Origin of the sequence: Streptomyces achromogenes (assembly GCF_030816715.1) — a bacterium.
In the GTDB taxonomy this organism is placed as follows: Bacteria; Actinomycetota; Actinomycetes; order Streptomycetales; family Streptomycetaceae; genus Streptomyces; species Streptomyces achromogenes_A.
In genome coordinates, this window is record NZ_JAUSYH010000001.1 from 7,751,673 (window position 1) to 7,766,194 (window position 14,522).

The window sequence follows — 14,522 nt, forward strand, 5'->3', positions numbered from 1 at the left end:
GGTGCGGCGCTCGGCCGCGTCGCGTCAGCTCAGCGAGGCGAGGGCCTCGTTCCAGGTGGCCGACGGGCGCATGACCGCCGCCGCCTTGGCCGGGTCGGGCTGGTAGTAGCCGCCGATGTCGGCCGGCTCGCCCTGGGCGGCGATCAGCTCGCCGACGATCGTCTGCTCCTTGGCGGCGAGCGTCTCGGCGAGCGGCGCGAACGCCTTCGCCAGGTCCGCGTCGTCGGTCTGCGCGGCCAGCTCCTGAGCCCAGTACAGGGACAGGAAGAAGTGGCTGCCGCGGTTGTCGATGCCGCCGACGCGACGGGTCGGGGACTTGTCCTCGTTGAGGAAGGTCGCCGTGGCGCGGTCGAGGGCGTCGGCGAGGACCTTGGCGCGGGTGTTGCCGGTGGCCGTGGCGAACTGCTCGAGGGAGGGCACGAGCGCGAAGAACTCGCCGAGCGAGTCCCAGCGCAGGTAGTTCTCCTTGACCAGCTGCTGGACGTGCTTGGGCGCGGAGCCGCCGGCGCCCGTCTCGAACAGGCCGCCGCCCGCCATCAGCGGGACGACCGACAGCATCTTGGCGCTGGTGCCCAGCTCCAGGATGGGGAAGAGGTCGGTCAGGTAGTCGCGCAGCACGTTGCCGGTCACCGAGATGGTGTTCTCGCCGCGGCGGATGCGCTCCACCGACAGCTTGGTGGCCTCGACCGGGGCGAGGACGCGGATGTCCAGGCCCTCGGTGTCGTGGTCCGCCAGGTAGGTGTTGACCTTGGCGATGAGGTTGGCGTCGTGCGCGCGGGTCTCGTCCAGCCAGAACACGGCCGGGTCGCCGGTGGCGCGGGCGCGGGTGACGGCCAGCTTCACCCAGTCGCGGATCGGCGCGTCCTTGGTCTGGCAGGCGCGGAAGACGTCGCCCGCGGCGACCGGCTGCTCGATGAGGACGTTGCCGGCCGCGTCGACCAGACGGACCGTGCCGGCGGCCTTGATCTCGAACGTCTTGTCGTGGGAGCCGTACTCCTCGGCCTTCTGCGCCATGAGGCCGACGTTCGGGACGGAGCCCATGGTCGACGGGTCGTACGCGCCGTGCGCGCGGCAGTCGTCGAGCACGGCCTGGTAGACGCCGGAGTAGGAGGAGTCCGGCAGGACCGCGAGGGTGTCGGCCTCCTGGCCGTCCGGGCCCCACATGTGGCCGGAGGTGCGGATCATGGCCGGCATCGACGCGTCGACGATGACGTCGGACGGCACGTGCAGGTTGGTGATGCCCTTGTCGGAGTCGACCATCGCCAGGGCCGGGCCCTCGGCGAGCTCGGCCTCGAAGGACGCCTTGACCGCGTCGCCCTCGGGCAGGGCCTGAAGGCCCTTGAGGATGCCGCCGAGGCCGTCGTTGGGGGAGAGGCCGGCGGCGGCGAGCGTCGCGCCGTACTGCTCGAAGGTCTTCGGGAAGAACGCGCGCACCACGTGACCGAAGACGATCGGGTCGGAGACCTTCATCATCGTGGCCTTCAGGTGCACCGAGAACAGCACGTCCTCGGCCTTGGCGCGGGCGATCTGCGCGGTGAGGAACTCGCGCAGCGCGGCCACGCGCATCACGGACGCGTCGACGACCTCGCCCTCGAGGACCGGTACCGACTCGCGCAGGACCGTGGTGGAGCCGTCCTCGGCGACCAGCTCGATCCGCACCGAACCGGCCTCGGAGATCACCACGGACTTCTCGGTGGAGCGGAAGTCGTTCTCGCCCATGGTCGCGACGTTGGTCTTGGACTCCGGCGACCAGGCGCCCATGCGGTGCGGGTGGGTCTTGGCGTAGTTCTTGACCGACGCGGGGGCGCGGCGGTCGGAGTTGCCCTCGCGCAGGACCGGGTTCACGGCCGAGCCCTTGACCTTGTCGTAGCGGGCCTGGACGTCCCGCTCCTCGTCGGTCTTCGGGTCGTCCGGGTAGGCAGGCAGCGCGTAGCCCTGGGCCTGCAGCTCGGCGACCGCGGCCTTGAGCTGCGGGATCGACGCCGAGATGTTCGGCAGCTTGATGATGTTGGCCTCGGGCGTCTTCGCCAGCTCGCCGAGTTCGGTCAGCGCGTCCGGGATCCGCTGGTCCTCGGTCAGGTACTCCGGGAACTGGGCGATGATGCGTCCGGCCAGCGAGATGTCCCGCGTCTGGACCGCGACACCCGCCTGCGAGGCGTACGCCCGGACCACCGGCAGGAACGAATACGTCGCCAGGGCCGGGGCCTCGTCAGTGTGCGTATAGATGATGGTCGAGTCAGTCACCGGGTGCTCCGCTCCACGTCTGCAACATTGCTCGACATCAAGATATCTCGTGCTCGGGTCAGGCTCGACAGCGGTCTCCTCACATCCGGGACGGCCCCGGTGTCCGCCGGATGCAACCGAAGCGACCGTTTCCGCGGTCAAGCAGGTAGATCCTCGAACCTGTCCGACGGCCGGACCGACCACCCGGCCGCCCGAGCGAAAGCGGACCATGAGATATCGCAGCAGAGTGACGGCCCCGGCGGCCGCCCTGATCGGCACGGCAGCAGTCCTGGCCGGGGGAACCACGGCTCACGCGGACGGGAAGCCCGACGACACCCCGGCCCCCGAGACGCTCGCGGACCCCGTCTTCCCGAACCTGGGCAACGGCGGCTACCGCGTCACCGCCTACCACCTCGACGTCTCCTACGACGCGACGACCACCCTCGTCGACGCCACGGCCACCCTGGACCTGCGCACCACCCAGGCCCTCACCCGGTTCTCCCTCGACTCCCTCGGCCTCGACATCCGCACGGTCCGCGTCGACGGCCGCACCGCCGCCTTCGAGCAGGCGGACGAGAAGCTGCGGATCACGCCCGCCCGGCCGCTGCGCGCCCGGCAGCGCGTCACGGTGTGCGTGACGTACACGGCCGACCCGCGGCGCACCCTCGCGCACACCGCCTGGGTCCCGACCCCGGACGGGTTCGCGATATGCCCCCAGCCGGACGCGGCGCACACCGTGTTCCCCTGCAACGACCACCCGTCGGACAAGGCGGACTTCACCTTCCGCCTCACCGTGCCCGCAGCGCTGCGCGCCGTCGCGAACGGCTCGCTGGTGTGCACCGAGAACCTGGCCGGCGACCGGACCGCGTACACCTACCGCTCCCGCTCGCCGATCGCCACCGAGCTCGTGCAGATCACGGTCGGCGACTACGTCGTCAAGGAGCGTCAGGGGCCGCACGGGCTGCGCCTGCGCGACGTGGTGCCGGTCGCCCGCGCCGAGGCCCTGGAGCCGGCGCTCGCCCTCACCCCGGGCCTCGTCGAGTGGCTCGAGGCGCGGCTGGGCGCCTACCCGTTCGAGACGTACGGACTGCTGCCCTGCAACTCCGACGCCCCGAACGCCTTCGACTTCACCGGCCTCGAGACGCAGACCCTCACCCTCTACAAGCCGAACTTCCTGTTGCAGGCGGAGCCGAAGATCGGCTCGCACATGATGCACGAGCTGGTCCACTCCTACTTCGGCAACAGCGTCAGCCCCGCCACCTGGGCCGACCTGTGGATCAACGAGGGCCACGCCGACTTCTACGGGCTGCTGTACCGCTACGAGCGCGGCTGGGCGGACTCCCTGGGCCTGACCTCGTTCGAGGCCCGGATGAAGGACACCTACGCGCGCGGCGACCAGTGGCGGAAGTCCTCCGGTCCGGTCGCCGCGCCGAACGCGGCCAACCTCTTCGACAGCCAGCGCTACCTGGGCGGCGTCCTCGTCCTGTACGCGCTGCGCCAGCTCATCGGCGAGGACGCCTTCCACGCGGTCGAGCGGGCCTTCCTGGCCCGCTACCGCGACTCCTCGGCGTCGACGGAGGACTACATCGCCGTCGCCTCGCACGTCGGCGGGCAGGACGTCTCCGGGTTCCTGCGCGACTGGCTGTACGGCACGACGACCCCGAGGATGCCCGGTCACCCGGACTGGACGGTCACCCCGGTGCCGCCGTCCCTCACCGCGCCGCGCCGGCAGACGGACGCGCGCCGGCACGAGAACTCGGCCACGCTCTGACCCGGGTGAGCGCCGTCAGTCGTGCAGGGCGGACATCTCGCCCTGCACGACCCCCTCGCCGGTCCGCTGCTGCGGGATGACGACGGCGCCCGACTGCAACGCCACGGTGCGGGCGGGCGCCGGGATCCGGATGCCCTCCTCGCGGTAGCGGCGGTGCAGCCGCTTGATGAACTCGTGCTTGATCCGGTACTGGTCGCTGAACTCGCCGACGCCCAGGATCACGGTGAAGCCGATCCGCGAGTCGCCGAAGGTGTGGAAGCGGATCGCGGGCTCGTGTTCCGGCAGGGCGCCGTCCACTCCCGTCATGACCTCCGCGATGACCTCCGACGTCACCCGCTCCACCTGCTCCAGATCGCTGTCGTAGGCCACGCCCACCTGCACCAGGACCGTCAACTGCTGCTCGGGACGCATGTAGTTGGTCATGTTCGTCTTCGCGAGCTGCCCGTTGGGGATGACGACCAGGTTGTTGGAGAGCGCGCGCACGGTCGTCTGACGCCAGTTGATGTCCTCGACGTAGCCCTCCTCGCCGCTGCTCAGCTTGATGTAGTCGCCGCGCTGGACGGTCTTGGAGGCGAGGATGTGGATGCCCGCGAAGAGGTTCGCGAGGGTGTCCTGGAGGGCGAGCGCGACCGCCAGACCACCGACGCCGAGGGCGGTGAGCAGGGGCGCTATGGAGATGCCCAGCGTCTGCAGCATCACCAGGAAGCCGATCGCCAGGACCAGGATGCGGGTGATGTTCACGAAGATGGTGGCCGACCCGGCGACGCCGGAGCGCGACGACGTCACCGTCTGCACCAGTCCGGCGACGACCCGCGCCGCCGACACCGTCACCACGAAGATCAGCAGCACCGTCAGACACTGGTTGACGGTGTGCTGGACCGCCTTGGTGAGCGGCAGCACCGCGGCCGCGGCCGCCGCGCCGCCGGCGATCGCGGCCCACGGCACGACGGTGCGCAGCGCGTCCACGACGACGTCGTCGCCGCTCCACTTCGTGCGCTTGGCGTGCTTCGCCAGCCAGCGCAGCACGGTGCGCGACAGGAAGGCCGTCAACAGACCGGTGGCCAGGGCGATTCCGGCGAGGACGCCGTCGTCGAGGGTCAGTGCGCGGTTCACCGGTCACCTCCGGGAAGTCGATCCGCGGCCGACGCGGCCGCCGACGGCCGGATGTGAAGTCTCGTCACGATGTCACCTGTTCGGTTCCGGGATGTGCGATGGCGCCCCCGCCCGGTCGGGCACCCGGGGCGCGACCGCTCATCCTGCCGTATCCGGCACGGCCGTTCGTACCGGAGGATCCGGTCGCGACGGCGGGATCGCGCCACTCGGGCGAGGCACGCGGCCGCAGCCGGGAGGAGCCGGGAGGAGCCGGGAGGAGCCGGGAGGAGCCGGGAGGAGCCGGGAGGAGCCGGGAGGAGCCGGGGGAAGCCGGGTTGAGGCGGGGGAGGAGCCGGGGCAGCCGGGAGGGGTCGGACGGGCCCGCGGTCAGGGACGGCCGAAAACGCCCCCGGCGCGCTGACGCGTCCGCGCCGCGACGGTGTGCGCGGGCGTGCGGCGGGCCGCCGTCGTCGACCGGCTCAGACGATCTTCATGCGCACCAGTGCCGCGAGCGTCAGCGCGCCCGGCACCAGCGGCAGCCACACGGTGATGATGCGGTAGCCGAGGACCACCGCGGTGGCGACCGCCACCGGCCCGCCCGCCGCCACCAGCGCCACCACCAGGGCCGCCTCCACCGAGCCGATCCCGCCCGGCGTCGGCACCAGCGCCACGGCCACCGTGGCCGCCACGTACGCGACCGCCATGTGGGCCGCGGGCACCGGCAGGCGCAACGCCTGCCCCACGGCGGCGAAGCCGGCCGCCTGCAGCAGCGGGAACGCCAGCGAACCGCCCCACAGCGCGAGCGCCCGGGCGGGCCGGGAGTGCACCGAACGCGCCTCGCCCAGCGCGGTCCGCAGGAACGAGCACACCGCCGCACGCAGCCGCCGCACGCAGGCGAGCGCGCCCGCCGCGACCAGCGCCACCGTCGCGAGTGCGGCGAGCAGCGGGCCGAACGACCCGCCGGGCAGCAGCGGGCCGAGCCGCAGCGCGTCCGGGAAGGCGAGCAGCAGCGCGGTCAGCAGGCCCACCCGGGCCACGCCCTCCGCCAGCAGGTACAGCGCGAGGGCCGCCGAGGAACGGGCCAGCGGTACCCCGCACACCGACATGAACCGCAGGTTGACCGCGCTCGCGCCCAGCCCCGTCGGCAGCAGGTGGTTGGCCGCGCCCGCCGCGAACTGCGCCGCCAGCAGCCGCCGTCCGGGCAGCCGCTGCACGACCGCGCCCTGCCGGGTGACGGCCGCCGCCACCCAGGTCAGGCAGGTCGCGCCGACCGCGGCCAGCAGCCAGGGCACCTCGGCGCCGCGCAACTGCGCCACCCCGTCGGCGAGTACGGACCGGTGCCGCACCGCGACCACCGTGACCAGCAGGAGCGGAAGCAGGCACAGGAGCTGACGCACCGGCAGCCGCCGGGCCGCTCCGCCGCGGGCGGGAGGAACCGCTGTCACACCCGCCGAGGGTTCCCGAACGGGGCCGACCGCCGGTTTCACCAGCGTGGACGGAACATTGCTCACGGTCATCGGGGCCTTCGTGTTCGGGGGCGTCGTGCGCGGAGCGCCCGTGCCGGGGACCTTCGGGCAAGCGGTCTTCGGGCCGGAGCCCCCGACGGTGTCGGAGGCGTTCGTACGGGTGGACGTCGGAAAGGACTTGACCTCAATAATGCTTGAGGTTCTACGGTCGGTCCCATGAGCATGGACGCGATCGCCATGACGCAGCTGTACAGCGTCATGAACAGCCAACAGGAACGCCGCCCCTTCGACCGCGCGACACTGCGCCGCATCGGCGCGTTCGCCCGCCCGCACCGCCGCCGCATCGCGTTGTTCGTCGTGCTGGGGGTGCTGACCGCACTGCTGGCCGTCGCCACCCCCGTCCTCGCAGGAAAGGTCGTCGACGCGATCGTGTCGCACGGCGACCCGGGCACCGTGGTGCGGCTGGCGCTGCTCATCGCGGGCATCGCGGTGCTGGAGGCGGCGCTCGGCATCCTGGGCAGGAGGCTGTCGGCGACGCTCGGGGAGGGGCTCATCCTCGATCTGCGCACGGCCGTGTTCGATCATGTGCAGCGGATGCCGGTCGCGTTCTTCACACGTACCCGTACGGGAGCGCTCGTCTCCCGACTCAACAACGACGTCATCGGAGCGCAGCGCGCGTTCAGCAACACGCTCTCCGGAGTGGTCGCCAACCTGGTCACCCTGGTGCTCACCCTCGCCGTCATGCTCACCCTCTCCTGGCAGGTCACGCTGCTCGCGCTGGTCCTGCTGCCGGTGTTCGTGATCCCGGCACGGCGGATGGGCAGGCGGATGGCCGGCATGCAGCGGGAGGCGGCCGCGCTCAACGCGTCGATGGGCACCCGGATGACCGAGCGGTTCTCCGCGCCCGGCGCCACGCTGGTCAAGCTGTTCGGCCGCCCCGAGGAGGAGTCGGCCGAGTTCGCGGCCCGCGCGGCCCGGGTGCGCGACATCGGCGTCCGCACCGCCACCGCCCAGTCGGTGTTCATGACCGCCCTGACCCTCGTCTCCGCGCTGGCCCTCGCCCTGGTGTACGGCCTAGGCGGCCACCTCGCGCTGAAGGGCTCCCTCGAACCGGGCGCCGTCGTCGCCCTCGCCCTGCTGCTGACGCGCCTCTACGCCCCGCTCACCTCGCTCGCCGGGGCCCGTGTCGAGGCGATGAGCGCGCTGGTCAGCTTCGAGCGGGTCTTCGAGGTGCTCGACCTGAAGCCGCTGATCGAGGAGAAGCCGGACGCCCGCGAGGTGCCCGAGGGCCCGGTCTCCGTCGAGTTCGACGACGTCCGCTTCGGCTACCCGTCCGCCGACAAGGTCTCCCTCGCCTCCCTGGAGGAGGTCGCCGTCCTGGATTCCCGCGGCGGCGCCGAGGTCCTGCACGGCGTCTCCTTCCGCGCCGACCCGGGGCAGACCGTCGCCCTCGTCGGCTCCTCCGGCGCCGGCAAGTCGACGATCGCCCAACTGCTGCCGCGCCTCTACGACGTCGACGAGGGCGCCGTGCGCATCGGCGGCGTGGACGTCCGCGACCTGAGCGCGAGCTCTCTGCGGGCGACGCTCGGCATGGTCACCCAGGACGGCCATCTGTTCCACGACACCGTCCGGGCCAACCTCCTGCTCGCCCGCCCGTCGGCCACCGAGGACGACCTGTGGGACGCGCTGCGCCGCTCCCGTCTCGACGACCTCGTGCGCTCCCTGCCCGACGGCCTCGACACCGTCGTCGGCGAACGCGGCTACCGGCTCTCCGGCGGCGAACGCCAGCGCATGACCATCGCCCGGCTGCTGCTGGCCGGTCAGCGCGTCGTCATCCTCGACGAGGCCACCGCCCACCTCGACAACACCTCCGAGGCGGCCGTCCAGGAGGCCCTCGCCGAGGCGCTCGCGGACCGTACGGCCGTCGTCATCGCGCACCGGCTGTCCACCGTCCGCGCCGCCGACCTGATCCTCGTCGTCGAGGCCGGCCGGGTCGTGGAGCGCGGCGACCACGAGCAACTGCTGGCCGCCGGCGGACGGTACGCGGAGCTGTACCGGACCCAGTTCGACGAGCCGGCCCCGACCGATGCGGTCGTCCTGTGACACCCCGCTGAGGCGGCCGCCCGCCCCGGTCCGGTAGTCAGCTGCCCGGGCGGGCGGCGGGGGCGGGCCGGGCCGGCGGCGGCTGTCGCGCGGCGCGGGTGGCCCGGGCGGACGAGCGCCGGGCGGACGAGAGCGCCGGGCCGGTGTCAGCGTCCGTCGCGGGCGGCCCGGACGAGGGCGTCGAAGAGGCCCTGCTGCGCGGGATCCTCGTGAGCGGTGTCCTCGGGATGCCACTGGACGGCCGTGAACCACCCCTTTCCCGAAGGGAGTTCGAGGCCCTCCACGGTGCCGTCGGCGGCGCGCGCGGTGACCGTGAGGCCCTCGGCGGTGCGCTCCACCCGCTGGTGGTGATAGCAGGAGGCGTCGACCTTCCCGGCGCCGACGGCCCGCTCCAGCAGAGAGCCGCTCCGTACCGCCACCGGGTGCACGACGTGCCGGTGTTCGCGCTCCGGGCCGCCCATGTCCTGCTCCAGGGAGCCGCCCAGCGCGACGTTGACGACCTGGAGCCCCCGGCAGATCGCCAGCAGCGGCAGCCCCAGGTCCAGTGCGGCGCGGGCGACCCGCAGATCGAAGGCGTCCTGCAGCTCGTCGACGTCGTAGACGCTGTGGTGGGCGTCGGCGGCGCCGTAGCGGTGCGGGGCGAGGTCGCCGCCGCCGGGGAGCAGGACGCCGTCGAAGCGGGCGAGGCGGGCGGCGACGTCCCGCTCGTCCTGGTCGGCGGGATGGAGGCCGGCCGGTTCGCCGCCGGCCCGCCAGACGGCCTCGACCAGGGCCCGGGCGTTGACCTCGGCGGCGTAGCGCAGCGCGGACGTGGTCGCGCTGAAGCGGGCGGGGATCGCGACGAGGGGGCGCGGGGCCGTCGTCACAGCCGGGTCCGTCGCAGCCGGATGCCTCACCGCCGGATGCCTCACCGCCGGATGCGTCACAGCTGGATCCAGGTGGTCTTGAGCTCGGTGTACTTCTCCAGCGCGTGCGCGGACTTGTCGCGTCCGTTGCCGGACTGCTTCATGCCGCCGAAGGGGACGGTCAGGTCGCCCTCCTCGTAGCAGTTGACCCACACCGTCCCGGCCTTGAGCGCCCGCGAGATGCGGTGGGCGGTGGACAGGTCGGAGGTCCACAGACCGGCGGCGAGACCGTACTCGGTGGCGTTGGCCAGCCGCACCGCCTCCTCCACGTCGTCGAAGGTCAGCACCGAGAGCACCGGGCCGAAGATCTCCTCGCGGGCGAGGCGCATGCCCGGGTCCACCTGGTCGAAGACGGTGGGGTGCAGGTAGCTGCCGCCGGTGCCGGTCAGGGTGCGGGCGCCGCCGGCCCGCAGTCGCGCGCCCTGCCCGACCCCGGCGCCGATGTGGTCGAGGACGCGCTCCAGGTGCCCCTCGCCCACCAGTGCGCCCATCTCGGTCGCCGGGTCCAGGGGGTCGCCGACCCGCAGGTCACGGGCCCGGGCGACGATCGCCTCGGTGACGCGTTCGGCGACGGAGGAGTGCACCAGGAGCCGGGACGGGGCGGTGCACATCTCGCCCTGGTTGAAGAAGATGCCCCAGGCGGCGGTGGCGGCGGCCTTCTCCAGGTCGGGGGCGTCGGGAAGGATGATGTTCGGCGACTTGCCGCCCAGTTCCAGCCAGACGCGCTTGAGGTTGGAGTCGGCGGCGTAGCGCAGGAAGTGCCGGCCGACCGCGGTGGAGCCGGTGAACGCCAGCACGTCCACGTCGGGGTGCAGGCCCAGCGCCCGGCCGGCCGTCGGGCCGTCCCCGGCGACGACGTTGAGCACGCCCGGCGGCAGCCCCGCCTCGGTGGCGATCCTTCCCAGCATCAGGGCGGACAGCGGTGAGTTCTCCGACGGCTTCAGCACGACCGTGCAGCCCGCCGCCAGCGCCGGCGCGATCTTCCAGCTCGCCAGCGTCAGCGGGAAGTTCCACGGCACGACGGCGCCCACGACGCCCGTCGGCTCCCGGGTGACCAGCGCAAGGGCGTCCGGGGCCGCGTGCGGCGACTCGTCGGTCAGCTTGTCCGCCAACTGCCCGTACCAGCGGAAGGTGTTGATCGCCGCGCGCAGCTCGATCCCGTACGCGTCGGTGAACGGCTTGCCCATCTCCAGGCTGACGGTCAGGGCGAGCGTCTCCCGCTGTTCCTCGAGGAGTTCGGCCACGCGCAGCAGGATCCGGCCCCGCTCGGCGGGCGCGAGCCGCGGCCAGGGCCCGGAGTCGAAGGCCCGGCGGGCGGCGGCCACGGCCAGGTCGACCTCGGCTCCGTGCGCGTCGGCGACCTCGCCGAGGACCTGTCCGTCCCTGGGCGAGACGACGGTGAACGCGGCGCCCGAACCCGGCTCGTCCGCCCCGTCGATGTGGTGCTGGGCCGGCAGCCGCAGTTTCTCGGCGCGGTGCAGCAGATCGTCATGGGTGAGGGCCGGCATCTCGGCTCTCCTGTTCTCTTCTTGTCGGTCTGTGGTGGTGTGCGCGGGGTGGCCCGTGGGCCGTGATCCCGGCCGTGGATCCGGGGCCGGCGGCGGCGTCCGGGGAGTGAGGCCGCCGCCGGCCGTTCACGGAACGCCGGGGTCAGGCGGCGGCGTGCCCGCCGCGGGTCAGCCGTGCCACGCACAGCCCGAGGACCAGCACCGCCGGGACGGTCAGTTGGAGCCAGACCGCGGTGGTCCGGTCGCCCCCGATGAGCGTGGTGAAGTTCTCGATGATCAGCCAGATGGCGCCGGCGATGCCGAGCGCGCCCAGCACCGGCGCGACCAGCGTGTTCCACAGCCGGATGTCGGCGCGGGAGCGGCGGAAGAAGACGACCACGGAGACGGACGTCAGGAAGTACAGGAGCATCATCGCCAGTACGGCGACTCCGCTGAACCAGGAGAACAGCGTCAGCACCGGGTCCTTGCCGAGCAGTGCGAACGGGACGACCAGCGCCGCCGCGATCACCGTCTGCACGGTGCCGGCCGCCCAGGGCGAGTGGCGCCGGTTGAGCCTGGTCAGCCGGCGCGGCAGCAGCCCCTCACGGCCGAGGGAGAACAGATAGCGGTTGGCGGAGTTGTGGAAGGCCAGGATGCCGGCGAACAGCGAGGTGGCCAGCAGGACGGGCAGCACGTCACCGGCCCAGGAACCGAACAGGGCGGTGATCGGCGCGAACACCCACGACGTCGCGTCACCGGACTCCAGTGCCTTGCCCGCCTGCGGCGTCGCACCGGACGCACCGTGCGCCGAGACCAGCATCCACGAGGTGAAGGCGAAGAAGCCGGTGACCACCGCGACCGACAGATAGGTGGCGCGCGGCACGGTCCTGCGGGGCTCCCGCGCCTCCTCGCCGTAGATGGCGGTGGCCTCGAAGCCGAACATCGACGCCACGGCGAACATCAGCGCCACGCCGGGAGCGCCCTGGAGCGCGGCGTGCGGCGAGAAGCTCTCGCCGAAGCCGAGGCCCTCGGGGCCGCCGCCCTTGAAGAAGGTCACGAGGGCGAACACGATCAGGATGCTGAACTCCGCGAGGACGAAGACGGCCAGCAGCTTGGCGCCCATCTCGATGCCGGCCGCGCCGAGCACCTGGACGACCGCCATGGTGAGCAGCGTCCAGACCCACCACGCGAGGTGCACGTCGGTGTAGTACGCGACGAGGCCGCCGACCGTCGCGCCGTAGAGGCCGTACATGGCGGCCTGGATGGCGCAGTAGGCGAAGAGGGCGACGGCGGCGCTGCCGGAGCCGGCCGAGCGGCCGAGGCCCTTGCCGATGTACGTGTAGAAGGCGCCGGCGTCCACGACGTGGCGGCCCATGGCGACGAAGCCGATGGAGAACAGCAGGACCATGACGCCGGCGGCGAGGTACGCGGCGGGCGCGCCCGCCCCGTTGCCGATGGCGACGGCGATGGGGACCGCCCCGGCGATGCCGGTCAGCGGGGCCTGGGCGGAGAGGACGAAGAACAGGATGCCCAGGACGCCGAGGGAATCGGGCTTGAGCCTGCCTGTGGTGCTCGTGTCGTGCGGGGAGTGCGGGGCGACCGCCGTCTGACTGTCCACTCGGATCACCTGTCGGGGACGGGAAGGGATGGGAGTTTGTTTTGAGCCAAACGAGTTGCCTCATCGTGGTCGCGAACTATCCGTTTGGCAAGGCTCTGCGGAAAGATTTCCGCGCCGGCGCCGGACGCGCCGGCGCCCGGCCCGGAGTCGTCCGTCTCCGGCGTGCGCCGGGGATCGCCGGCGCGGGACGCCCGACACCGTCCGTCCGGTGCCGGAACAGGGAAACGCGCAGCTCAGAAGATCAAGTGGGTTGGATGATCACGCGGGTCGGACGGCCCTGCGCGGTCGGAGGCTACGCGCGGTCGGAGGCTACGCGCGGTCGGAGGGCTCCGCGTGGACGTGGCCGAGGTCGCCGGGGTCGCCGGCGGCGCGGAGCCTCAGCAGGGAGCGCAGCTGCTCCAGCGCGGCGTCCGTGACGTCGGGCTCGCCGAGGACGAGCTGGTGCAGCACCAGCCCGTCGAGGGCGGCGAAGACCAGCCGGGCCAGCGCCTCGTCCGCGCCGGCCGGCAGCATCCGGCCCAGCTCGCGCCGGCTGGCCTCGAAGTACTCGTCGTACAGCTCACGGATCTGCGGCAGCAGCTCGGGCCGGCGGCGGGACTCCAGCAGCAGTTCGTACTGGAAGGCCTGGGTGCCCGGGTCCGCCGAGACCATCTCGGAGAGCCCCGTCGAGAAGTCGGCGATCTCCCCGGTGCCCGGCTCGAGCGCGCTGCTGCTCAGCGAGGTGCGGATGGTGTGGGCGAGGGCCGCCTCGATCAGCGCGTCGCGGGAACCGAAGTGGTGCACGACCAGACCGTGGGTGACCCCGGCCTCCTCCGCGACGGCCCGGTAGGTGAGCCGGCGCAGACCGCCCCGCGCCACCACGCGCACGGCGGCGTTCAGCAGGGCCTCGCGCCCCTCGCCGTAGTGCAGGCGCTTCCTCGGCCGGCGGCCCGTCGGGGCGTCCGCGGAGTCGGTCATGCCGGTGACCCTACCCGCCGGCCCGGCGGCGGCCCTCGCGGGTGTCATCGCCGGGGCGGGCGGACGCCGCGGAACTCCCAGTCGCCGCCGAGCGCGGTGGACAGCACCTCCTCGGACTCGGTGGGCTGGGCGCCGACGTCGGCGCGGACCGCGGTCGGGCCGGTCACGATGTGGTTGGTGAGCCGCCCGAGGCCCTCGACCTCCACCTCGACGACGTCTCCCGGCTGGACGGGCCGCGAGTTCGCCGGGGTGCCGGACAGCAGGACGTCGCCGGGGTGGAGGGTGATGGTGCGGGCGATGTCGGCGACGAGATAGTGCATGTCCCACTGCATCTCGTCGGTCGAACCGTCCTGCGCGACCTCGCCGTTGACGTACGTGCGCAGCCGCTTTCCGCGGAAGTCCCAGTCGGTGACCAGCCCCGGCCCGAGCGGGCACAGGGTGTCGGAGCCCTTCACCCGGAGCATGGAGCCGGCGTCGGTGTCGCGGAAGTCGTGCAGACCGTAGTCGTTGGCGACGGTGTAGCCCGCGATGAACTCCCCGGCCTCGGCGGGCGAGATGTTGCGCGCGGTCCTGCCGATCACGATGGCGACCTCGCCCTCGTAGTTGAGCCATTTGCAGCCCTCCGGGCGGACGATCGCGCCGCGGTGGGAGTTGAGGGAGGAGGTCGGCTTGTGGAAGTACGTGGGGGTGGCCGGGAGGTCGATCCCGAACTCGTCCACGCGGCTTCGGTGGTTGAGGTGGACGGCGATCACCTTCGACGGCACGACCGGCGGCAGGTGCTGCGCCTCCTCGGTCTTGACGCGACGGCCGTCGCCGGCGACGAGTTCGTCCCCGTCGACGGTGACCTGGACGGCGGCGCCGTCGAGGAGGATGCGGCGGTACTCGGGCATGGCGGGGCTC

The 14,522-nt window shown here is 72.6% G+C and carries 10 protein-coding genes; 2 read left to right on the plus strand and 8 right to left on the minus strand.

What is annotated here, in order from left to right; translation table 11 throughout:
- Positions 1-24: 24 nt before the first annotated feature.
- A complete protein-coding gene (locus QF032_RS34520; RefSeq protein WP_307059141.1) occupies positions 25-2,244 on the minus strand; it encodes an NADP-dependent isocitrate dehydrogenase in 2,220 nt (739 codons plus the stop codon).
- A 226-nt stretch (positions 2,245-2,470) separates the two neighbouring features.
- Between QF032_RS34520 and QF032_RS34525 the strand changes: the two genes are divergently transcribed.
- Positions 2,471-3,994, plus strand: a complete 1,524-nt coding sequence (locus QF032_RS34525; RefSeq protein ID WP_373430417.1) for a M1 family metallopeptidase — start codon at positions 2,471-2,473, stop codon at positions 3,992-3,994.
- A 15-nt stretch (positions 3,995-4,009) separates the two neighbouring features.
- Here the strand turns inward: QF032_RS34525 and QF032_RS34530 are convergent, their stop codons facing one another.
- Positions 4,010-5,107, minus strand: a complete 1,098-nt coding sequence (locus tag QF032_RS34530) for a mechanosensitive ion channel family protein (RefSeq protein ID WP_306947059.1) — start codon at positions 5,105-5,107, stop codon at positions 4,010-4,012.
- Between the two features lie 458 nt (positions 5,108-5,565).
- Positions 5,566-6,531, minus strand: coding sequence for a lysylphosphatidylglycerol synthase transmembrane domain-containing protein (locus QF032_RS34535; protein ID WP_307047925.1), 966 nt, complete (start codon positions 6,529-6,531; stop codon positions 5,566-5,568).
- Between the two features lie 237 nt (positions 6,532-6,768).
- On the opposite strand from QF032_RS34535, the gene QF032_RS34540 reads away from it, so the two are divergent.
- Positions 6,769-8,655 (plus strand): ABC transporter ATP-binding protein, encoded by a 1,887-nt coding sequence (locus tag QF032_RS34540; RefSeq protein WP_307059145.1) that lies wholly within the window; start codon positions 6,769-6,771, stop codon positions 8,653-8,655.
- Positions 8,656-8,801: 146 nt separating this feature from the next.
- Here QF032_RS34540 and QF032_RS34545 read toward each other — a convergent pair whose 3' ends face one another.
- The 5 genes from QF032_RS34545 to QF032_RS34565 form a co-directional block, all read right to left on the minus strand.
- Positions 8,802-9,521 carry a gamma-glutamyl-gamma-aminobutyrate hydrolase family protein gene (locus QF032_RS34545; RefSeq protein WP_307047930.1) on the minus strand — a complete coding sequence of 240 codons (720 nt, stop codon included), beginning with the start codon at positions 9,519-9,521 and terminating at the stop codon, positions 8,802-8,804.
- Positions 9,522-9,577: 56 nt separating this feature from the next.
- Positions 9,578-11,068, minus strand: coding sequence for an aldehyde dehydrogenase (locus QF032_RS34550; RefSeq protein ID WP_307059147.1), 1,491 nt, complete (start codon positions 11,066-11,068; stop codon positions 9,578-9,580).
- A 142-nt stretch (positions 11,069-11,210) separates the two neighbouring features.
- Positions 11,211-12,665: an APC family permease gene (locus tag QF032_RS34555; protein ID WP_307059149.1), complete on the minus strand. Its 1,455-nt coding sequence runs from the start codon at positions 12,663-12,665 to the stop codon at positions 11,211-11,213.
- 309 nt (positions 12,666-12,974) lie between these two features.
- The gene (locus QF032_RS34560; RefSeq protein ID WP_307050453.1) at positions 12,975-13,622 is read right to left on the minus strand and encodes a TetR/AcrR family transcriptional regulator; all 648 of its coding nucleotides are present in this window, start codon (positions 13,620-13,622) and stop codon (positions 12,975-12,977) included.
- 44 nt (positions 13,623-13,666) lie between these two features.
- Positions 13,667-14,512 carry a fumarylacetoacetate hydrolase family protein gene (locus QF032_RS34565; protein WP_306947045.1) on the minus strand — a complete coding sequence of 282 codons (846 nt, stop codon included), beginning with the start codon at positions 14,510-14,512 and terminating at the stop codon, positions 13,667-13,669.
- Positions 14,513-14,522 lie beyond the last annotated feature (10 nt).

Excerpts from the sequence above, each read along its gene's own strand:
- QF032_RS34565 (WP_306947045.1), bottom strand. The coding sequence starts at position 14,512 with ATGCCCGAGTACCGCCGCATCCTCCTCGACGGCGCCGCCGTCCAGGTC.
- QF032_RS34550 (WP_307059147.1), bottom strand. The coding sequence starts at position 11,068 with ATGCCGGCCCTCACCCATGACGATCTGCTGCACCGCGCCGAGAAACTG.
- QF032_RS34560 (WP_307050453.1), bottom strand. The coding sequence starts at position 13,622 with ATGACCGACTCCGCGGACGCCCCGACGGGCCGCCGGCCGAGGAAGCGC.
- QF032_RS34540 (WP_307059145.1), top strand. The coding sequence starts at position 6,769 with ATGAGCATGGACGCGATCGCCATGACGCAGCTGTACAGCGTCATGAAC.